General features: G+C 71.0%; 19 protein-coding genes. 2 read left to right on the top strand and 17 right to left on the bottom strand.

Annotated features, from left to right (window positions below; all coding sequences use genetic code 11):
* Positions 1-23: 23 nt before the first annotated feature.
* From lepB (ACFY01_RS34460) to proS, 10 genes are all read right to left on the bottom strand, one after another.
* Positions 24-1007, bottom strand: coding sequence for a signal peptidase I (gene lepB / locus ACFY01_RS34460; RefSeq protein WP_390739694.1), 984 nt, complete (start codon positions 1005-1007; stop codon positions 24-26).
* A complete protein-coding gene (gene lepB / locus ACFY01_RS34465; RefSeq protein WP_390739695.1) occupies positions 898-1989 on the bottom strand; it encodes a signal peptidase I in 1092 nt (363 codons plus the stop codon). Before lepB (ACFY01_RS34465) ends, lepB (ACFY01_RS34460) begins: the two co-directional genes overlap by 110 nt.
* Positions 1982-2680, bottom strand: coding sequence for a signal peptidase I (lepB, locus tag ACFY01_RS34470; protein WP_390739696.1), 699 nt, complete (start codon positions 2678-2680; stop codon positions 1982-1984). Before lepB (ACFY01_RS34470) ends, lepB (ACFY01_RS34465) begins: the two co-directional genes overlap by 8 nt.
* A 45-nt stretch (positions 2681-2725) precedes the next feature.
* The gene (gene rplS, locus ACFY01_RS34475) at positions 2726-3076 is read right to left on the bottom strand and encodes a 50S ribosomal protein L19 (protein ID WP_061925786.1); all 351 of its coding nucleotides are present in this window, start codon (positions 3074-3076) and stop codon (positions 2726-2728) included.
* Between the two features lie 133 nt (positions 3077-3209).
* The gene (gene trmD, locus ACFY01_RS34480) at positions 3210-4043 is read right to left on the bottom strand and encodes a tRNA (guanosine(37)-N1)-methyltransferase TrmD (RefSeq protein ID WP_390739697.1); all 834 of its coding nucleotides are present in this window, start codon (positions 4041-4043) and stop codon (positions 3210-3212) included.
* Positions 4043-4603: a ribosome maturation factor RimM gene (gene rimM, locus ACFY01_RS34485; RefSeq protein ID WP_390739698.1), complete on the bottom strand. Its 561-nt coding sequence runs from the start codon at positions 4601-4603 to the stop codon at positions 4043-4045. The genes trmD and rimM overlap by 1 nt, the downstream gene beginning before the upstream one ends.
* 93 nt (positions 4604-4696) lie before the next feature.
* Positions 4697-4936, bottom strand: a complete 240-nt coding sequence (locus ACFY01_RS34490) for an RNA-binding protein (RefSeq protein WP_003973401.1) — start codon at positions 4934-4936, stop codon at positions 4697-4699.
* A 5-nt stretch (positions 4937-4941) separates the two neighbouring features.
* Positions 4942-5361, bottom strand: coding sequence for a 30S ribosomal protein S16 (gene rpsP, locus ACFY01_RS34495; protein WP_061925778.1), 420 nt, complete (start codon positions 5359-5361; stop codon positions 4942-4944).
* 283 nt (positions 5362-5644) lie between these two features.
* The gene (locus tag ACFY01_RS34500) at positions 5645-6247 is read right to left on the bottom strand and encodes a hypothetical protein (RefSeq protein WP_390739699.1); all 603 of its coding nucleotides are present in this window, start codon (positions 6245-6247) and stop codon (positions 5645-5647) included.
* A 270-nt stretch (positions 6248-6517) separates the two neighbouring features.
* Positions 6518-7933 carry a proline--tRNA ligase gene (gene proS, locus ACFY01_RS34505; RefSeq protein WP_390739700.1) on the bottom strand — a complete coding sequence of 472 codons (1416 nt, stop codon included), beginning with the start codon at positions 7931-7933 and terminating at the stop codon, positions 6518-6520.
* A 199-nt stretch (positions 7934-8132) separates the two neighbouring features.
* Between proS and ACFY01_RS34510 the strand changes: the two genes are divergently transcribed.
* A complete protein-coding gene (locus ACFY01_RS34510; protein WP_390739701.1) occupies positions 8133-8972 on the top strand; it encodes a methyltransferase domain-containing protein in 840 nt (279 codons plus the stop codon).
* A 39-nt stretch (positions 8973-9011) separates the two neighbouring features.
* Here the strand turns inward: ACFY01_RS34510 and ftsH are convergent, their stop codons facing one another.
* The 6 genes from ftsH to ACFY01_RS34540 form a co-directional block, all read right to left on the bottom strand.
* A complete protein-coding gene (gene ftsH / locus ACFY01_RS34515) occupies positions 9012-10946 on the bottom strand; it encodes an ATP-dependent zinc metalloprotease FtsH (RefSeq protein WP_390739702.1) in 1935 nt (644 codons plus the stop codon).
* A 120-nt stretch (positions 10947-11066) separates the two neighbouring features.
* The gene (ffh, locus tag ACFY01_RS34520; protein ID WP_390739703.1) at positions 11067-12620 is read right to left on the bottom strand and encodes a signal recognition particle protein; all 1554 of its coding nucleotides are present in this window, start codon (positions 12618-12620) and stop codon (positions 11067-11069) included.
* Between the two features lie 90 nt (positions 12621-12710).
* Positions 12711-15158, bottom strand: a complete 2448-nt coding sequence (locus ACFY01_RS34525) for a [protein-PII] uridylyltransferase (protein WP_390739704.1) — start codon at positions 15156-15158, stop codon at positions 12711-12713.
* Between the two features lie 33 nt (positions 15159-15191).
* Positions 15192-15530 (bottom strand): P-II family nitrogen regulator, encoded by a 339-nt coding sequence (locus tag ACFY01_RS34530; RefSeq protein WP_030990174.1) that lies wholly within the window; start codon positions 15528-15530, stop codon positions 15192-15194.
* The gene (locus ACFY01_RS34535; protein WP_390739705.1) at positions 15527-16870 is read right to left on the bottom strand and encodes an ammonium transporter; all 1344 of its coding nucleotides are present in this window, start codon (positions 16868-16870) and stop codon (positions 15527-15529) included. Before ACFY01_RS34535 ends, ACFY01_RS34530 begins: the two co-directional genes overlap by 4 nt.
* Positions 16871-17192: 322 nt before the next feature.
* Positions 17193-18671 carry a hypothetical protein gene (locus ACFY01_RS34540; RefSeq protein WP_390739706.1) on the bottom strand — a complete coding sequence of 493 codons (1479 nt, stop codon included), beginning with the start codon at positions 18669-18671 and terminating at the stop codon, positions 17193-17195.
* A 478-nt stretch (positions 18672-19149) separates the two neighbouring features.
* Between ACFY01_RS34540 and ACFY01_RS34545 the strand changes: the two genes are divergently transcribed.
* Positions 19150-19806: a bifunctional DNA primase/polymerase gene (locus ACFY01_RS34545; RefSeq protein ID WP_390739707.1), complete on the top strand. Its 657-nt coding sequence runs from the start codon at positions 19150-19152 to the stop codon at positions 19804-19806.
* Positions 19807-19911: 105 nt separating this feature from the next.
* Here the strand turns inward: ACFY01_RS34545 and ftsY are convergent, their stop codons facing one another.
* Positions 19912-21114 carry a signal recognition particle-docking protein FtsY gene (ftsY, locus tag ACFY01_RS34550; RefSeq protein ID WP_390739708.1) on the bottom strand — a complete coding sequence of 401 codons (1203 nt, stop codon included), beginning with the start codon at positions 21112-21114 and terminating at the stop codon, positions 19912-19914.

Consider the following 21114-nt stretch of genomic DNA (forward strand, 5'->3'; position numbering starts at 1 on the left):
CAGCCCCTCTTTCCCGGCCTTGGTCAGCTCTTGCGCTTCCGCCGCCGGACCACCACCGGAAGCACACCGGTCAGGGCGATGGCCTGCGGGGCCACCGGGAGGGAACCGGCGGCGGAGGACTGCTGGTCGAGGCCCGGCTGGTCGAAGGTGTCGGGAACCGGCAGCGTGCCCCAGCGGTTGATCGGCCAGGCCTTGACGATGGCGCGCCCGACGACGTCCTTGACCGGGACCATGCCGTGGTACTTGTCGTCCTGGTTGTAGCGCGAGTCGCGCGAGTTCTGGCGGTGGTCGCCCATGACCCAGACGTAGCCCTTGGGTACCTTGACCTTGAACTGGCCGCCCGAGTCGTCGTCGGTGCAGGGCGTGTTGCCGGCGTAGACGTACGACTGCTCGTTCAGCGCCTTGCCGTTGACCATCAGCGGGCCGGTCCCCTTGCACTCGACCGTGTCGCCGCCGACTCCGATCACCCGCTTGATCAGGTCCTTCTCCTGCGCTGACGGCATCAGGCCGATCCAGCTGAGGACCTTCTGCACGGCGTTGGGCTCGGGCGTCGGTTCGCCCTTCAGCCACACGGTGGGGTCATGGAAGACGATGACCTCGCCGCGCTCGGGCTCGGAGCCGAACCAAGGCGTGAGCTTGTCGACGAGGACCCGGTCACCCTCCTGGAGGGTGTTCTGCATCGAGTCGGACGGGATCGAGAACGCCTGCACCAGGAACGTCTTGATCAGCAGGGCCAGCACGAGCGCGATGCCGATCAGGATCGGCAGTTCCTTCCAGAAGGAGCGGGGCTTCCTGGGAGCCGGCGTCGAGTCACCAGGGCCCCGGCCCTGGGTCCCGCCTGCGTCCTCGGTCGGACCCTGCGGCCCGTCCGGCTCCGCACCGTCGCCCGCCGGGGAGTCATTCCCGGAGGTCACGGCGTCGTCCGCGCCGGGGGTCGCGTCCACGGGGCGCCCGCGGTTCTCCTCGCCGTCGTGTCCGGACCGTGCGCCAACCGCCACATCCCCCACGCCAACTCCTCACTCTGTGCCGCCGCCTGCCCCATACGCGGTGCAGGCCTACCACTCCCATAACGAGCGGAAGTTCCGCAGGGCTCGGGAGTGGGATCGTTCCGTTGGGATCGTCGGTGACAACCCTATGCGACAGGCGCGAGGTGGAGGTCGTCGTGGCCCCCGCGTCGGTGACGGAAGAAAAGGTTTGCGGTTCCTTGAGGCTGGTCCAGTGACCCATCGGCCAGCCGATGACCATGGCGCGGCCGACCACCGAGCTGAGGGCGACCGTGCCCCCGTAGCTGGTGTTCTGGTGGTACCGGGAGTCCGCCGAGTTGCCCCGGTGGTCGCCCATCACCCAGAGCCGACCCTTGGGGACGGTGATGTCGAACGACATCTGGGAGGGCGCGTTGCCCGGATACAGGTAGTCCGTCTCGGACAGGGGAACGCCGTTGACGGTCACGCGGCCCTGCGCGTCACAGCACTTGACGTGGTCCCCGCCGACCCCGATGACCCGCTTGATGAGGTCCTTCTCGTTGTCGGAGGGCAGCAGGCCGATGAACTGGAGGCCTTCCTTGACCTGCTTGACCACCACGGGGTCGTTCTTCTTGGCGGTCTGCTCGTCCGCCAGCCAGCCCCCCGGATCGTGGAACACCACGACGTCCCCGCGCTGCGGCTCGGAGCCGAACCACGGGGTGAACTTGTCCACCAGGACGCGGTCGCCGATCCGGATCGTCTGCTCCATGGAGCCCGAGGGGATCACGAACGCCTGGACGAGGAAGGTCTTGAGCACGAGCGCTATCAGCACGGCCACGCCGACCAGGAGGGGGATCTCCCGGACAGCGCTGCGCCTGCGCTTGCGCTTGACCTTGCGCTGCAACTTGCGCCGCTCCGCGCGCGTGCGTCCGCCGGACGGCTTGGCGGAAGCGCGGCGGGAGCCGGTGGGCAGCAGGTTCTCGGCGGGGCCGCTGGGCACGCCGCGCGGTTTGCCGCGGTTACCCATGGGCACCCTCCGCGGCGGGCACGCGCGCGTAGGCGGCGGGGCGCTTCAGGTGCGAGAGACGGTCGGACGGCCAGACGATCCAGTCGGCCCGGCCGATCACGTCACCGACGGGAATCATGCCGCCGCCGGGCGAGCCGAGGTGGTCGCGGGAGTCGCTGGAGTCGCTGCGGTGGTCACCGAGGACGAAGAGTCTGCCGTCGGGCACCACGACGTCGAAGGGGACGGAGGACGGGCTGTCCCCGGGGTAGAGGAACGCCGTCTCGTCGACCGACCGGCCGTTCACTTGGATCCGCCCCTCCTTGTCACAGCAGACAACATGGTCTCCCCCCACACCCACAACGCGTTTGATGTAGTCGGCGTGCCCGAAGTACCCGGTGCCGTCGAACACGACCACATCGCCACGTCGCGGCTGGGCACCGAAACGGTACGCCAACTTATCTACGAGAACGCGGTCCCCGATCCTCAATCCCTGCTCCATGGATCGGCTGGGAATTTGGAACGGCTGGACCACGAACGCGTTGAGCAGGAGCAAAAACCCCAGGCAGACGAAGAGGGTGAGGGTGATCCACCCGCCCGGCAGCCAGTCGGTGATCCGCGACACCAACGCGAAGCGCGACCGTTCCTCCGTGCCCCTGGTGTCGTCAGGGCGGGAGGAGCGGTCGCGCTCCGTCGGCTGTGTCTCGGTGTCCATCGAGGCCAGATGCTATCCGGCCTCTCTGTGACGTCCGGGAGGCGCTCAGCTCTCGCGCTTCTCCTTGATCTTCGCGGCCTTGCCGCGCAGCTCGCGCAGGTAGTACAGCTTGGCGCGGCGCACGTCACCGCGGGTGACGAGCTCGATCTTCTCCACGATCGGGGTGTGCACCGGGAAGGTGCGCTCGACGCCGACGGAGAAGGAGACCTTGCGGACCGTGAAGGTCTCGCGGACACCGGAGCCCTGGCGGCGGATCACGACGCCCTTGAACTGCTGCACACGCGAGCGGTTGCCCTCGATGACGCGGACGTGGACGTTGACGGTGTCACCCGGGCGGAAGGCCGGGATGTCGCTGCGCAGCGACGCGGAGTCGACGGTGTCGAGCAGGTGAGACATTTCGTCTGCTTTCTTCGCTGATGCCACAGGTCATCAACGGGAACTAGGTGTTCACAGGGGGTGCTGCGCGGTCGGACGGGCGTCGTGTCCCCCTGTGGCAGGGGCGCACGCCGGACGGACGCACAACAGCGGCCTATTCTTCCATGCCCTCGGTCCTGCGCCAAAATCGACCGTGGGACTCGCCGTCCGGGTCGGGGGCCCAGCCCAGGATGGACAGCATCTCGCGGTCCTTCTTGTCGAACGCCTTGGGGTCGCAGCGCTCGATGAGGTCGGGCCGGTTGGCCGTGGTGCGCCTCAGGGCCTCGTCCCGGCGCCAGCGGGCGATTTTGCCGTGGTGGCCGCTGAGCAGCACGTCCGGGATGTCGCGGCCGCGCCACAGGGGCGGCTTGGTGTAGACGGGGCCTTCCAGGAGGCTCGCCATCGCGCCGGGCGCGAAGGAGTCGTCCCGGTGGGACTCGGCGTTGCCGAGGACGCCGGGCAGCAGCCGTGCCACGGCCTCCGTGACGACGAGTACGGCCGCCTCGCCGCCGGCCAGGACGTAGTCGCCGATGGACACCTCGTACACCGGCATCCGGGTGGCGTACTCGTCGATGACACGTCGGTCGATGCCCTCGTAGCGGGCCGGGGTGAAGACCAGCCAGGGGCGCTCGGACAGTTCGACGGCCAGTTCCTGGGTGAAGGGACGGCCGCTGGGGGTGGGGACGATCAGCGCGGGGGCGCGGGAGCCCGTCTCGTAGCCGTCGGCGAGGACGGAGTCGAGGGCGTCGCCCCAGGGCTCGGTCTTCATGACCATGCCGGGGCCGCCGCCGTACGGGGTGTCGTCGACCGTGTTGTGACGGTCGTAGGTCCACGCACGCAGGTCGTGCACGTGCACGTTCAGCTGTCCACGCGCGCGTGCCTTGCCGACGAGGGAGACGTTCAGCGGTTCCAGGTACTCAGGGAAGATCGTGACGACGTCGAGACGCATCAGGCATCGTCCCCGGAGTCGCCGGAGTCCCGGGAGGAAGCGATCTCCGCGCGGTCGTCGATCAGACCCGGCGGCGGGGAGATGATCGCGCGCTGCTCCTCCAGGTCGATCTCGGTGACGATCTCCGCGACGAACGGGATCATGACCTCGGTCCCGTCCGGGCGCTCCACGATGAACAGGTCCTGGGTGGGCAGGTGCGAGATCTCCGTGATCCGGCCGACCTCCGTGCCGTCCTCGGTCACCACGTCGAGGTCGACGAGCTGGTGGTCGTAGTATTCGTCCTCCTCCTCGGGGAGCTCGTTCGGATCGACCTCGGCGATCAGGAGGGTGTTGCGCAGCGCCTCGGCGGCGTTGCGGTCGGCGACGCCCTCGAAACGCAGGAGGAGCCGGCCGCTGTGCACCCGGCCGGTCGCGATGGTGAGCGGCCCCGCGGAGGCGGGATCCGTGGTCAGTACGGCACCGGGTCCGAGCCGGAGTTCCGGCTCGTCGGTACGGACCTCGACGGTGACCTCGCCCTTGATGCCGTGGGCACGGCCGATCCGTGCGACTACCAGCTGCACTGTGCTTGCTCTCCTGTCATACGACCGGCCGTACGACGTCGGGCCGGGGACGGCCCAGTGGCCCTCCCCGGCCCGAGCCGGTGCTGCGAAACGTCAGCGGACGTGGTCCACGTCGACGAGGTCGACGCGGACACCGCGACCGCCGATGGCGCCCACGACGGTGCGCAGGGCACGCGCGGTGCGGCCGTTGCGGCCGATCACCTTGCCGAGGTCGTCGGGGTGCACCCGGACCTCGAGCACGCGCCCGCGGCGCAGGTTGCGCGAGGCGACCTGCACATCGTCAGGGTTGTCGACGATGCCCTTCACGAGGTGCTCAAGCGCCTCTTCGAGCATGCTGCTCAGGCCTCGGTCGACTCGGACTCAGCCGCGGCCTCGTCCTTCTTCTCAGCCTTCTTCTTCTGGGTGATCGCCTCACCCTTGCCCTCGTCGTCACCGCCGAGAGCCTCGAACGACGGACGCGTGGCCTTCGGCTCGGCGACGAGCAGCGGCGCCGGGGCGGGCTCGCCCTTGAACTTCTGCCAGTCGCCGGTCTTCTTCAGGATGGCGAGCACGGGCTCGGTCGGCTGCGCGCCGACACCCAGCCAGTACGCCACGCGCTCGGCGTCCACCTCGATGACCGACGGGTTGTAGGTCGGGTGGTACTTGCCGATCTCCTCGATGGCCCGGCCGTCACGGCGGGTACGGGAGTCGGCGACGACGATGCGGTAGTGAGGCGAACGGATCTTGCCCAGACGCTTCAGCTTGATCTTGACTGCCACGGGAGTGGATTCTCCTGGATTTGACGTGGTTGGGCACGGCGGAGCTGCCGCGTGGGGTTGCGGTACCCGAGTGCCCGACGGACGCGTCAGCCGGAGGAGAGAGGGGTCCTGTGCGGCTGTCGAGTACAGCTAGCCATTGTGCCATACCTGGCGGGTCGCTCTTGGCCGAGGGTGGCGAGGACGCGCTCGGGCATGCCTGAGGGGCACCCGGCGCGGAGGTGAGGTACGTCGGGTGCACGCCCGGCGGAGGGCCGGGTCGCGGCTGCCACGAGCAGCCGCGACCTCAGCTCGCCGCCGCCCCCACGACTTCCGGGATCCGGAACGGCTTGCCGCAGCCGCCGCACACGATCGGGGCCTGGGCCAGGACCGAGGGCACCACCCGGACGTTGCGGCCGCAGTCGCAGACCGCCTTGACGCGGACGCCTCCGCCGGAGGAGCCGTGCCGGGCGGCCGGACCGCGGAACGTACGGGAGGTGTCGGCGGACGTCGCCGCGGTGTGGGCCTTCAGGGCGCGCTGAAGGCGCTCGATGGTCGGCCGATAGCGCCGCTTGGCCTCGGGATTGAGCGTGACCAGCGAGAAACCGCTGCTGGGGTGCGGCTCGTCGGGGTGGTCCAGGCCCAGCTCCTCGGCGATCGCGAGGAATCGGCGGTTGTGGTAGCGGCCGGCGCGGGAGGTGTCGCGGACTCCGCGCGCGGCGGCGATGCCGTGGACTGCTTCGTGCAGCAGTCGCTCGAAGGAGAGCTCGTGACCGCAGGCGGACGACGACTCTCCGATCAGGGACTCTGGCGCGGCAAGGTCCGGCAGCTCGGGGTGGTACCGCTGAATGTCGGCCCACGCCTGTGCCAGCTCTGCGGCGAGAACAGGTGTTGTCTGTGTCGTGCTCACGTAATGACAACGAGCCTGGGTGCCGCTGTGTTCCGATTCCGGGCCATCCCAAATAATTTGCACGTACCCGTCAGTTTCCACTGATGTGTCCTGACGAGGGCGGGTGCGCTGATCTGCGGAGAAGCCGCACAGCTCCTACCAAGCCGGTGCGTAGCCTGACGTACGCCCACGTACGGCCCGGCGCGTAGCTGATGTCCCCGCGCCGGGTCGCCCGTGATCGGCGGGTGCGCAAGAAGCGTTTCGGTCGCTCTCCCGCCGAAAAAGCACTACTCAGTAAGCGCGCGCGACGAGCGCGGTGTTACCCGGGGCGTCCTCGTCGTCCGGTACGGACCCGTCCGCGGCGACCAGACACCGTACGGTCACCGCGTGCTCGGCCAGCTCGGCCTCGCCCTGAGCACCGAGCTTCGCCCACGGGATGCGCGCCCAGCCGCCGGCGCCGACCGCCTCCACGGCCTCCGCGGTCGAGGACACGTCCGAGGTACGGGACTCGCGGCGCTCGCGGGACTGCCGCAGCAGCAGCGCCTGGTCCTCCTCCAGCAGTGCGGGGAGGACGTCCGCGAGCCTGTCGACCGCCACCGGCTCCTTGCCGCCGGGGATGCGGCGCGCCAGCATCGCGGTGCCGTTCTCCAGGTCCCGGGGGCCGACCTCCACGCGCGCGGGCACGCCCTTGAGCTCCCAGTCGACGGCGCGGCGGCCGAAGGGGGTGTCGGTGCGGTCGTCGACCTGGACGCGCAGGCCGGCCGCCTTCAGCCGGTCGCCGATCTCGCGGACCTTGGCCAGAACCGCCTCGTCCCCCTTGATCGCGAGGACGACGACCTGGACCTGCGCCAGGCGCGGCGGGACCCGGAGGCCGTTGTCGTCGCCGTGCATCATCACCAGCGCGCCGATCATGCGCGTGGTCGAACCCCAGGAGGTCTGCCAGACCAGCTCCTGCGTGCCGTCCTTGGACAGGTACGAGGTGTTGAAGGCCTTGGCGAAGTTCTGGCCGAGCTCGTGACTGGTCGCCATCTGGAGGGCCTTGCCGTCGCCCATCATGCCTTCGAGCGTGAGGGTGTTGATGGCGCCCGCGAACCGCTCCTTGGCGGTCTTGCGGCCGGGCACGACGTCCATGGCGAGCACGTTCACCATGAAGTCCTCGTAGACCTCGCGGTGGATGTGGGAGGCGAAGTCACGGGCGTCCTGGCGGGTGGCGTGCGCCGTGTGGCCCTCCTGCCACAGGAACTCCGTCGTGCGCAGGAACAGCCGCGGCCTGAGCTCCCAACGGACCACGTTCGCCCACTGGTTGATCAGCAGGGGCAGGTCCCGGTAGCTCTGCACCCACTTCGAGAAGTAGTCGTTGATGATCATCTCGGAGGTGGGCCGGACCACCGCCGGCTCCTCCAGCTCCTTGCCGCCGCCGTGCGTGACCACCGCGAGCTCGGGCGCGAACCCCTCGACGTGGTCGGCCTCCCTCGTGAGGTACGACTGCGGGATCAGCAGCGGGAAGTACGCGTTCTGGGTGCCCGTCTCCTTGATGCGGGCGTCCATCTCCGCCTGCATCCGCTCCCACAGCCCGTACCCGTACGGTCGGATGACCATGGTGCCGCGCACCGGACCGTTGTCGGCCAGTTCGGCCTTGTTGATCAGATCCTGGTACCACCGGGGGAAGTCGTCCGCCCGCGGTGTGAGAACGGGTGCCTTGGCCATGGCGAGATCGTACGGGCTCACGTTGCGGGGATGTGAATTCTCGCCACTGGCACAGGGAAGGCACAAGGAGGGCCCCGCCGGCACTGGACGCCGCCGCGAGCCGGGAGTTACCTGACATACGTGGAATGTGCGAGCGCACGGCACGGGGGCCACGCAACGGGGCACAGCGGCAACTCTCTGCGGATTGGGGCGCTTACCTATGACACCTACGCTCGTGCGGCAACACCTGTCTCACGCGGGTTCGACGGCCGGCGTGAACCTGTGCGCACGCGCGCGTGACTGGTCCGAGATTCAGGAGCGGATGCTGGTCCCGCTCTACGAGGCCGTCTACGAGCGACTTGAAGTGGGCCCCGGCACACGGCTGCTGGGCCTCGGCTGCGGCTCCGGACTCGCCCTGCTGATGGCTGCCTCCAGAGGGGCCGCGGTCGCCGGTGTCGACTCCTCCCCCGAGCGACTCGCCCTCGCGCGGCAACGCCTCCAGCCGGACGGCTGGACCACGCGCGCGCGTGCCCGCACCCGGATGGTCGCCGGCTCGCTCCGGGCCGCGGCCGGCCCGGACACCCCCACCCCCGCCTACACCCTGGTCACCGCCTTCGACCCCGTCGGGTCGCTGGCGGCCGGCTGCGAGGACCTCGGTGAGCTGCTCGCCGAGGCGACCCCGCTCGCCGCGCGCGGAACGCCCGTGGTGCTGGCCGGCTGGGGCCCGCAGGAGCGCTGCGCCACGTCGGCGGTGCTGCGGGCGGCCACCCGGCCCGCCCAGTGGCGCCCCGCCCTGCGCGACGACCTGGAGGACGTCGCCCAGCAGGCCGGGCTGAAGCCGGACGGCTCGGGCCGGGTCGCCTGCCCCTTCGGGTACGCCGACCTCGACAGCGCCGCCCGCGGCCTCATGTCGACGGGCCTGCTCGACACGGCGGTCGCCGCGACGGACCGGGACCGGGTGGACAAGGAGCTGACGGAGGCCCTGCATCCGTACCGGCGGGGGGACGGCACCGTGTGGATGCCGAACATCTTCCGCTACCTGATCGCCCGCGTTCCCTAGGCCGAGTTTCGCTGGGCCGAGTCCTGCTGGGCGAGTTCGTCATTCGCCCTTGGTCAGGCGGGTTATCCCGGCGATCCGGTAGGCGTCCGCCTCCTCCAGCGTCTCGTGCTCCAGCAGCGCGTGGGCGAGGGCGTCCAGCCGCCCGCGGTGGTCGAGCAGTTTGCGGCACGCCTCCTCGTAGCACTCGTCGACGATCCGCCGCATCTCGCCGTCGATCACGTCGAGGGTGTGGGGGGCGGCGGCGAGCCCGTACGCCTGCTGGGCGTCGCTGGGCAGGGCGGAGAGCCGGCCGACGCGCTCGCTCATGCCCCAGCGGGCCACCATCCCGCGCGCGATGTTGGTGACCTGTTCGAGGTCGTTCTCCGCCCCCGTGGTGACGACCCCGTAGACCACCTCTTCCGCCGCCATGCCGCCCAGGGCGCCGATGATGCGGCCGCGCAGGTACTCCTCGGAGTGCGCGTACCGCTCCACCTCGGGCGTCGACATGGTCACCCCGAGGGCCCGGCCGCGCGGCACGATGGTGACCTTGCGGACGGGGTCGGCGCCGGGCTGGAGCATGCCCAGGAGGGCGTGGCCGCTCTCGTGGTAGGCGGTGCGGCGACGGTCCTCCTCGGGCATGACCAGGGTGCGTTCGGCGCCCAGCTGCACCTTCTCCAGGGCCTCCGAGAGCTCGGCCTGGGTCACCTGCTCCTGTTTGCGCTTGATCGCGAGCAGGACGGCCTCGTTGGCGAGATTGGCCAGATCCGCACCTGTCATGCCCGGGGTGGTCCGGGCCACCTGGGTCAGGTCCACCTCGGGGGCGAGCGGTATCTCGCGGGTGTGGATCCGCAGGATGGCCTCGCGTCCGCCGCGGTCCGGCGGGGAGACGTTGACCACCCGGTCGAAGCGGCCGGGCCGGGTCAGCGCCGGGTCGAGGATGTCGGCGCGGTTCGTCGCCGCGATGACGACCACGCCCTCCGAGCCGGAGAAGCCGTCCATCTCGGTGAGGATCTGGTTCAGCGTCTGCTCGCGCTCGTCGTGGCCGCTCACCGAGGCGCCGCCGCCCCGGGCCCGCCCGATCGTGTCGATCTCGTCGATGAAGATGATCGACGGGGCCACCTTGCGCGCCTCGCCGAACAGCTCACGGACACGGGAGGCGCCGACGCCCACGATCATCTCGATGAACTCCGACGCGGAGGCCGAGAAGAACGGCACGCCCGCCTCACCCGCCACGGCCCGCGCCAGCAGGGTCTTGCCGGTGCCGGGCGGCCCCGCCAGCAGCACGCCGCGCGGCATCTTCGCGCCCATCCTGCGGTAGACGTCGGGGTGCTCCAGGAAGTCGACGACATCGTCCAGTTCACCCTTGACCTCGTCGATGCCGGCCACGTCGGCGAACGTGGTGCGCTGGGTGCCGGGCCGGAGCTCGACCGGCCTCGGTGGCGCCTTGCGGCCGAGCATGCCCCCGGCGCCGCCCAGGCCGCCCGCGCGCAGCCGCCGCGCGAAGAAGATCCACACCGCGGCCAGCACCACCAGCGGCGCGAGGGAGAGCAGCAGGTTGGACAGCAGGCTGCGCTGCTGCACCACCGGCTGTGCGGTCACCGTGACGCCGTGGCTGCTCAGGCTGTGCCAGAGGTTGTCGTCGGCGAAGGCCGGGCGCTGCGTCTTGAACTTGGTGTACTGGCCGCCGCCCTCGGGGTTGCCGCGGGCGCTCCTGAGCTGCCCCTGGATCGCGTCGCCCTTGGAGTAGATCTTGGCGACGTTGCCCGCGTCGACCTGCCTGCTGAACTCCGTGTACGAGATCGTCGGCTCGTTGCCCTGGCCGAGGTAGTTCAGCCCCACGTACGCCAGCAGGAAGACGATCACCGCGGTGACGGCCAGCCCCCACCACCGGCCGCGCGGCCATCTGCCGCCGGGCCGCCGTGGCGGCTCGTCCGGGGTGCCCTCGGTGCGCCACGGGCGGTCGGGGGCCCTGGGGGGTGGCCCGGCGTTGCTCATATCTGGACGTTACGGCACACAGCGGTCCATGGCACGCGCTGAGGGCGCCCCTTCGCGGAAGGAGCGCCCTCAGTGGCGTACGGCGTGGGCGCGTGTCGGCCCATGAACTTCTCGAACGTGTCAGCCCATGAACTTCTTGAACTCGTCCGGCAGCTCGAAGTCCTCGCCGGCCTGCTGGCCCGGCAGGCCGAAGGCGCCGGCGCCCTGGGCTCCGGCGGCGCGGCGGGCGGCCGCCTCCTGCTCCTGCTGCTTGCGCTTCATCGGGTTGCCGGAGCGCTGCTTGCCCTTGGCCTGCTTGGGCTGCTTCTTGGTCCGGCCGGGGCCGCCACCCATGCCCGGGATCCCCGGCATGCCGGGCATGCCGCCGCCCTGGGCCATGCGGGACATCATCTTGCGGGCCTCGAAGAACCGCTCGACCAGGCCCTTCACCGCGCTGACCTCGACACCGGAACCCTTGGCGATACGGGCGCGGCGCGAGCCGTTGATGATCGTCGGGTCCTGGCGCTCGCCCGGGGTCATCGACTTGATCATAGCGGCGACGCGGTCGACCTCCCGCTCGTCGAGGTTGTTGATCTGGTCCTTGATCTGGCCCATGCCGGGCAGCATGCCGAGCAGCTTGCTGATGCTGCCCATCTTCCTGACCTGCTCCATCTGGGCCAGGAAGTCGTCCAGGGTGAAGTCCTGGCCCTTCTTGGACGCCAGCTTGGAGGCCATCTTCTCGGCCTCTTCCTGGCTGAACGTCTTCTCCGCCTGCTCGATCAGGGTGAGCAGGTCACCCATGTCGAGGATGCGGGAGGCCATCCGGTCCGGGTGGAAGGCGTCGAAGTCCTCGAGCTTCTCGCCGTTCGACGCGAACATGATCGGCTTGCCGGTGATCTGGCGGATCGACAGGGCCGCACCACCGCGGGCGTCGCCGTCGAGCTTGGAGAGCACCACGCCGTCGAAGCCGACGCCGTCGCGGAAGGCCTCCGCGGTGTTGACCGCGTCCTGACCGATCATCGCGTCGACGACGAAGAGGATCTCGTCGGGGCTGACGGCGTCGCGGATGTCCGCGGCCTGCTGCATCATCTCCTGGTCGATGCCCAGGCGGCCGGCGGTGTCCACGATCACGATGTCGTGGACCTTGGTCCGGGCGTGCTCGATGGAGTCCTTGGCGACCTTCACCGGGTCACCGACGCCGTTGCCCGGCTCCGGCGCGTACACCGCGACACCGGCCCGCTCGGCGACCACGCTGAGCTGGTTGACGGCGTTCGGCCGCTGGAGGTCGGCGGCGACCAGCAGGGGCGAGTGTCCCTGCTCCTTCAGCCACCGGCCGAGCTTGCCGGCGAGCGTGGTCTTACCGGCGCCCTGGAGACCGGCGAGCATGATCACGGTGGGCGGCTGCTTGGCGAAGCGCAGGCGCCGGGTCTCGCCACCGAGGACGGTGACGAGCTCGTCGTTGACGATCTTCAGCACCTGCTGGGCGGGGTTCAGCGCCCGGGAGACCTCGGCGCCGAGGGCCCTCTCCTTGATGTTCTTGATGAACGTCCGCACGACGGGCAGCGCCACGTCCGCCTCGAGGAGCGCGATGCGGATCTCGCGGGCCGTGGCGTCGATGTCCGCCTCGGAGAGCCGTCCCTTGCCGCGCAGGTTCTTGAAAGTCGCTGAGAGGCGATCGGAGAGAGTATCGAACACGGCGGCGTCGGTCCTCGGAGTCGGGGGCAGTCTGAGCGTCTTCCAGGGTATCCGGCCGCGCAAGACAATCGTCCCCGCCTGTCCAGAAGGTCACGCCCGCAGTGCCTCCTCCAGTGCCCGCGCCACCGAGGCCGCCTCCTCGCCCGGCAGCGGTGCCCCCTTGGGCGCGGTGACGTAGAAGGCGTCGACGGCGTTGGATCCCAGGGTCGACACGTGCGCGCTGCGCACCCGTACGCCCGCGTCCTCCAGCGCCCGGCCGATCCGGAACAGCAGCCCGGGCGCGTCCTGGGCGCGGACCTCGATCACCGTGGCGTGGTGGGAGGCGGCCGGGGCGACCGTGACCCGCGGGGGCGGGGCCACCCGGCCGCGGCGGCGGGGGTAGGCGGCGTCGCGTTCGGCGAGGCGGGCGGCGATGCCGAGGCTGCCGTCGAGGGCCCGTACGAGATCGGCGCGCAGCCGGGCCGCCTGGGGCAGGGAGCCGTACTCCGCGGCCACCCGCCAGTTCAGGAGCAGCACCGAACCCTGCTCGATGCCGCCCGGCAAGTCCAGTGCGCGCAGTTCCGCGGTCCGGACGGTCAGGCGGTGCATGGCGAGGACACCGGCGACGGCGGGCAGTACGCCGGGCTGGTCCGGTACGGCGATGACGAGTTCCACGCCGAGGGGCTCGGGTTCGCCCGGCGGTTCCTCGCCCGGCGGTTCGGTCTGGGCGCGCAGGGCGAGGACCGGGCCGCCGGTGCGGAAGGCCTCGACGGCGAGCCGCTCCTGTTCGGCGGTGGGCGCGGCGGCCTCGGGCTCGTCGGGGGTGTCCCCGGCGAGGACGGCGGAGACCCGTTTGACCAGGTCGGCGACGAGGGAGCCGCGCCAGGAGGACCACGCGGCCGGGCCGGTGGCCAGCGCGTCGGCCTCGGTGAGGGCGTGCAGCAGTTCCAGCGTGCTCTGGGTGCGGACGGCCTCGGCGACCGACTGGACGGTGGCCGGGTCCTCCAGGTCGCGCCGGGTGGCGGTGTCGACGAGGAGGAGGTGGTGGCGTACGAGGGCGGCCAGCACGGCCACGTCGGCGCGGTCGAAGCCGATCCGGGCCGCGACGTCCTTGGCGATGATCTCGCCGGCCACGGAGTGGTCGCCGGGCCAGCCCTTGCCGATGTCGTGCAGCAGCGCGGCGACCAGGAGCAGGTCGGGGCGGCTGACGCGGCGGGTCAGCTCGGAGGCGCGGACGGCGGTCTCGATCAGGTGCCGGTCGACGGTCCAGAGGTGGACGGCGTTGCGCTGGGGGCGGCAGCGGACCCGCTCCCAGTCGGGCAGGAGCCGGGTGATCAGGCCCTCGGCCTCCAGTGCCTCCCAGACGTCCACCGTCGGGCGGCCCGAGCCGAGCAGCGTGACCAGCTGCTCGCGCGCCTCCGCGGGCCAGGGCGTGGGCAGGGGGCGCGCATGGGCCGCCATGCGGCGTACGGCGTGCAGGGAGAGCGGGAGGCCAGCCTGCGCGGCGGCGGCCGCGGCACGCAGCGGCAGCACGGGGTCGCGTTCGGGTCGGGCGGCACGGGCGAGCACGACCTCGCCGTCCTGCTCCACGACCCCCTCGGCCAGCGGAGACCGCTCGGCGACCGGCTTACCGCCGGCCAGCATGGCGCGCAGGCGCGGCCGTACGGCGCGCGACCGCAGTACGCGCCCCACTTCGCGCCAGGTGACGTCGCTGGCGTACGAGATGACCCGTGCCGCCTCGTACACCTGGCGCAGCAGGGTGTCGGCGTCGAGCAGGCCGAGTTCGGCGGCCACCTGGTCCTGCTCCTGCAACGCCAGCCGGTCGGTGGCCCGGCCCGTGGTCAGGTGCAGGGCGTCGCGTACGTCCAGCAGGCGCCGCCGGGCGTCCGCGAGGCCCTCGCGCGGGGCGTCGGCCAGCCAGGAGGCGGCGACCGCGCGCAGGGCGGTGGCGTCGCGCAGGCCGCCCCTGGCCTCCTTGAGGTCGGGCTCCAGCAGGTACTGGAGCTCGCCCTGGCGTTCGGCGCGCTCGGCGCACAGCTCCTGGAGTTCGGGGAGGCGTTTCGGCGCCTGGTTGCGCCAGTCGGCGAGCACCGCCGTGCGCAGCCCGGCGGTGAGGCCGAGGTCACCGGCGAGATGGCGGGCGTCGAGGAGGCCGAGCTGGACCTTGAGGTCCTCGCCGGCCGTCTTGCGGGCCTCGGCCGGGGTGCGCACGGAGTGGTCGAGGGCGAGGCCGAGGTCCCAGACCGGGTACCAGAGCCGGTCGGCGAGGGCGGCCACCGCCTTGGTGTCGCCGCCGTCGTGCAGCAGGAGCAGGTCGAGGTCGCTGCGCGGGGACAGTTCGCCGCGCCCGTAGCCGCCGACGGCGACGAGGGAGACGCCCGTGAGGCCGTCGGCCGCCGCGGTGAACAGTCCCGTCAGCCAGTCGTCGGTCAGTTCGGCGAGGGCGGCACGGCGCGGCGGCCCGGACCGCGCCCCCTCACCGAGGAGGCGCAGCCGGGCCGCCGCGTAGCCGCTGGGTCCGGAGTCATCCGCTTCGTTCCGCACGTCCGTACTCGTCACCCAGCCGCTCCTGACCGTATTCGGATGGTTCTGTTACAGCGCGTCCGGGCCGCGCTCGCCGGTCCGCACCCGTACGGCCGTCTCGACCGGCAGGGACCAGACCTTGCCGTCACCGATCTTGCCGGTGCGGGCCGCCTTGACGATGACCTCGATCAGCTGTTCGGCGTCGTCGTCCTCGGCGAGCACCTCGATGCGGATCTTGGGTACGAGGTCGACGGTGTACTCGGCACCGCGGTAGACCTCGGTGTGGCCCCGCTGACGACCGTAACCGCTCGCCTCGGTGACCGTCAGTCCGTGGACGCCGAAGGCCTGGAGGGCCTCCTTGATCTCGTCGAGCCGGTGGGGCTTGACGACGGCGGTGATGAGCTTCATGCGTCCACCTTCTTGCTCTGCGCGGCGGCGGCCAGGGCCGAACCGGCGACTGATCCGACGACACCGCCGCCGGCGCCGCTGAAGTCGTATGCGGTCTCGGCGTGCTCGGCCTGGTCGATGCCGGACACCTCCTCGTCCTCCGTGACCCGCATGCCGATGGTCTTGTCGAGGAGGAAGGCGAGGACGGCGGAGACGATCAGGGAGTAGGCGAGGACCGCGCCGACACCGGCGCACTGCTTCCACAGCTGGGTGAAGGTGTGGTCGCCGTAGAAAACGCCGGTCGCGGTGGACTGGCCCTTGCCGGTGGCGAAGAAGCCGATGAGCAGGGAGCCGATGATGCCGCCGACCATGTGGACGCCGACGACGTCGAGGGAGTCGTCGTAGCCGAACCGGAACTTCAGGCTGACGGCCGCGGCGCAGGCGACACCGGCGATGGCGCCGACGGCGATCGCGCCGAGCGGGGAGACCGCGCCACCGGACGGGGTGATCGCGACCAGACCGGCGACCGCGCCGGACGCGGCGCCCAGCGTGGTGAACGCGCCGTGGCGGATCTTCTCGTAGGCGAGCCAGGCCAGCATGGCGGCAGCGGTGGCGACCTGCGTGTTGACGAACATCAGGGCGCCGACGCCGTCGTCGTTGCCGAGCCACGAGCCGGCGTTGAAGCCGAACCAGCCGAACCACAGCAGACCGGCACCGAGCATGACCAGCGGGAGGCTGTGCGGGCGCATCGGGTCCTTCTTGAAACCGACGCGCTTGCCGATGACCAGGATGACGCCGAGGGCGCCGGCACCGGCGTTGATGTGGACCGCCGTACCACCCGCGAAGTCGATCACACCGAGCTTGTAGGCCCACCCGTCGGCGCCCCACACCCAGTGGGCGACCGGGACGTAGACGACCGTGAGCCACAGGGCGACGAACAGCGACCAGGCTGAGAACTTGACGCGGTCGGCGAGGGCGCCGCTTATCAGGGCCGGCGTGATCACCGCGAACATCAGCTGGAAGACCATGAAGACGAAGATCGGGATGGTGTAGCCGTCCCACAGCTCCGTCAGGCCGATGTTGCTGAGGCCGAACCAGTCGGTGTTCCAGCCGATGAGGCTGTTGTGCGTGCCGAAGGCGAGGGAGAAGCCGTAGAGGACCCACAGGATCGTGACGATCCCGATGCTGATGAAGCTCATCATCAGCATGTTCAGGGTGCTCTTGACGCGGACCATGCCTCCGTAGAAGAAGGCGAGTCCGGGTGTCATGAGCAGCACCAGGGCGGAACAGATGAGCATGAAGCCTGTGTTCGCGGAGGACAGCTTGGGTGCCTCCGCGGCAAGCGTGATGGCTGGTGCCATCGGCGTCTCCTCGTCGATTGGTACGGCCCCGTGCGGGCGAAGCCTTGAGCGGTCCGGTCAGTGAGGGGTGGGCCGGTTATGCGCCATGAGATTGGCGCAGCGCGGTTTCGGTGGAAGCCCCTCGTTGTTTCGCCGGGGTGACGAAGACGCCGTGCGTGTTACGCGTCGATGAATTGCGGGATGCCGCCCGCGCCGATCGTTATCGTGGCGCAATCTTCTCGCGGGAGAAGAAACCGGCCGCGGACGGCCTTCCGATGACCTGGCATGGGGGAGCCGAGTCGGACAGTTCGGGAGGGCCGGCCGCGGCCGGGGCTTTACGCGGTCAGACCGCTTCGGCGGTCTCCGGGAGGTCGACGGCGAGCTGGTCGCCGAGCTCGATGATCTCGGTGAGGTCGCCGAAGTCGCGGACGGCGGTGTCGACGGTCTTTCGGATACGGGTGTTCACCCGCTCGGAGCGGACCTTCCTGGCCACCTGCATGGCCTGCGAGGCGAGGACCGCGCTCTGCTCGGGCTCGCGGCGCAGCAGGTGCACGGTGGCCATGCCGATGAGGTTCAGCGCATACGACCGCTGGTGCTCGTGGTCCTTGGCGAACAGCTCCACGGCCCGCTGCATCAGGGGCTCGGCCTCGGAGGCGTAGGTGGGGCTGCGGCCCGCGATGTAGGCGAGGTCGCGGAAGGAGTGGGAGTTCTCCGCGTACAGCTCGGCCTCGGAGAAGAAGCGGATCCAGTCGGGGTCGGGATCGTCCCACTCGTGGGCCTCGGCGAAGGTGTCCTCGGCCATCCGCACCGCCCGCTTGCACTTGCCGGGCTGGCCCATGTTGGCGTAGGCGCGGGCCTCCATCGCATACAGCATGGCCTGGGTGCGCGGGCTCGCGCAGTCGCGGCTGCCGTACTGGGCGAGGTGGATCAGTTCCAGCGCGTCGTCGGGCCGGCCGAGGTGGATCATCTGGCGGCTCATGCTGGACAGGACGTAGGAGCCGAGCGGTTTGTCACCGGCTTCCTTGGCCGCGTGCAGGGCGAGGACGAAGTACTTCTGCGCGGTGGGCTGGAGCCCCACGTCGTACGACATCCAGCCCGCGAGTTCGGCGAGCTCGGCGGCGACCTGGAAGAGCTTGCGGGTGGTGGCCTCGGGCTGGGGTTCCTGGAGGAGGTCGGTGACCTCGTGCAACTGGCCGACGACGGCCTTGCGGCGCAGGCCGCCGCCGCACTGCGCGTCCCACTGCCGGAACATCACCGTGGTGGTCTCCAGCAGGTCCAGCTCCGGCTTGGACAGGCGGCCCGGGCGGCGGGGCTCGGCGACGGGCCCGGCCTGGTGCGCGACGGGAGTGGACGGCGAGGGGACGAGCCAGCGCTGCATCGGCTCGATGAGGGACGGGCCCGCGGACAGGCCCAGCGAGGTTCCGAGGAAGCCGCGCCGCGCCAGCATCAGGTCGCTGCGCGAGAACTCGCTGAGCAGTGCCACCGTCTGCGGGCCCGTCCAGGGCAGGTCCACGCCGGATGCGGAGGGTGACTGCCGGACGGCGCGCAGACCGAGGTCCTCGACGGAGACGACGCAGCCGAACCGCTCGGAGAACAGCTCGGAGAGGATCCTGGGGATCGGCTCGCGCGGGTTCTCCCCGTCCAGCCAGCGGCGCACCCGCGAGGTGTCCGTGGAGATGTGGTTGGCGCCCAACTGGCGGGCCCGGCGGTTGACTTGGCGGGCGAGCTCGCCCTTGGACCAGCCGCTGCGCACGAACCACGAGCCGAGCAGCTCGTTGGGGCGCTTGTCAGCGTTCGTCCCGCTACCGCCGTTGCCGCCCACTGGAACGCCCCCATCCCTGAGACCACTTGTCGCCGACTGCGCCAAGCCTTATCAGAATGCCGGTAAATACCGCCTCCCGTCCGGCGGTTGCCACCCTTCGAACGGGATGCCGACTTGCCTCCGGCATACCCACGAGTGCATGTGCCCCCAGGACTCGTGCACCCACCGTAATCCTACGATCACTGACGCAGCCACGACGATCCCGGAAACGCCACCATTCGCCACCCCTTCGAATGAACTAACGGTCGGCCAGGCGCGATTCACTTGACACTGGACGGCCGGAAGTGGTGGAGCGATGCATCCAGGGGCGCGCGCGGCCGGGCGTACGACCCTGAGCGCTTCCGGACGCCGTCCGCCGCAGACGGGAAATCGTCTGCAACAAGCGGGAAGAGGGGAAGGCGGAGCATCGGGGGTCACTTTCCGTCTCCGTATCGCTCCGCCGCGTAACCACCGGCGTGTTGGACCCGTTGGAGGGGGCATGGAGTTCACGATCGGCGGCATCCGCGAGATCCGCTCCGGCGCACGTCGGCGCGGCCGCTCGTCGGAGTGCACCGCCGTCGCCGAGTTCACCGGACTGTGGGGCTGGGACGTGGTGCCGGGCGCCCGGGCCTCGGCGGGCGCATGCTCCTGCGGCCTCGTCGGCTGCCCCGCGCCGGGCGCGCACCCCCTGGCGTTCGCGCCGCGGGTCTCCGCCGGCGCCACGCTGGACGAGGCGACCAAGGCCTGGGCCGAGTTCCCGGGCGCCGCCGTGATGCTGCCGGTCGGGCGGGCGTTCGACGTGATCGAGGTCGCCGAGCCGGCCGGCCGCCGGGCGCTGGTCCGCCTGGAGCGCATGGGCATCCCCCTCGGCCCGGTCACCGCGACCCCGGACGGCCGCGCCCACTTCTTCGTCGCCCCGGGCGCCGCCGCGGAGCTCCCCGCACTGCTGTACCGGATGGGCTGGGACGATCCCTCCGCCCTCGACCTGCGCGGCCTCGGCCCCGGTACGCACATCACCGCGCCCCCCTCCGACCGGGCCGGCCTGGGCCCGGTGCGCTGGCTGCGGCCCCCCGCCCTGGACGCGGCGACGAAGCCACCGGCGGCCCGGCTGCTGCTCGGGACGCTGGCGTACGTGGCGCACCGGTCACGGGTCTGAAGGCCCCGGCGCCGCCTCGCCCGAACGGCGAAGCGCCCGTCCCCGGCGAATGTGCGGGGGCGGGCGCTTCGTGGGCCGCATACCGGCGTCGGCAGGTATGCGGGATCACTCTCCGATAAGGGCGTCGACGAACGCCTCCGGCTCGAACGGCGCCAGGTCGTCCGCACCCTCGCCGAGACCGATCAGCTTGACCGGCACACCCAGCTCGCGCTGGACCGCGACCACGATGCCGCCCTTGGCGGTGCCGTCCAGCTTGGTCAGCACGATGCCGGTGATGTCGACGACCTCGGCGAAGACACGGGCCTGTACGAGACCGTTCTGGCCGGTGGTGGCGTCGAGGACGAGCAGCACCTCGTCGAGCGGCGCGTGCTTCTCGACCACGCGCTTGACCTTGCCGAGCTCGTCCATGAGACCGGTCTTGGTGTGCAGCCGGCCGGCGGTGTCGATGAGGACGACGTCGACCCCCATCTCCTTGCCCTCCTTGACCGCGTCGAAGGCGACGGAGGCGGGGTCACCGCCCTCGGGCCCGCGCACGGTGTAGGCGCCCACGCGCTCGCCCCAGGTCTGGAGCTGGTCGGCGGCGGCGGCCCGGAAGGTGTCGGCGGCGCCGAGGACGACGGTGCGGCCGTCGGCCACCAGGACACGGGCGAGCTTGCCGGTGGTGGTGGTCTTGCCGGTGCCGTTGACGCCCACGACCATCACGATGCCGGGCTTGCGGTCCTCGGGTTCCGTCTTGACCGTGCGGTCGAATTCGGTTCCGACCAGCGTGACCAGCTCTTCGCGCAGCAGGCCGCGCAGCTCCGCGGGGGTGCGGGTGCCCAGCACCTTGACCCGCTCGCGCAGTCGTTCGACCAGCTCCTGGGTGGGCTGCACGCCGACGTCGGCGGTGAGCAGCGTGTCCTCGATCTCCTCCCAGGTCTCGTCGTCGAGGTGCTCGCGGGAGAGCAGGGTCAGCAGGCCCTTGCCGAGGGCGTTCTGCGAGCGGGAGAGGCGGGCGCGCAGGCGCACCAGGCGACCGGCGGTGGGCTCCGGGATCTCGATCGCGGGAGCCTCGGCGGCGGGGGGCTCCTCCACGACGACCGGTGCCGGGCCGCCCGGGAGGTCCACCTCCTCGATCGTCCGGCGCGGCTCCTCGCGCGGCGTCTCGGCCTCGTCGCCGACGTGCGGCTCGGCCGGGGGCGCGGTGATGTCGGGCGTGCTGGGGGGCGGCGGGGGCAGCGGCTTCCTGCGCCGGCTGCCGACGACGAGCCCACCGAGCGCGGCGAGCACGACCACGGCGATGACTACAACAAGGATGATGGTTTCCAT

The organism is Streptomyces sp. NPDC001480, from assembly GCF_042894725.1.
GTDB lineage: Bacteria > Actinomycetota > Actinomycetes > Streptomycetales > Streptomycetaceae > Streptomyces.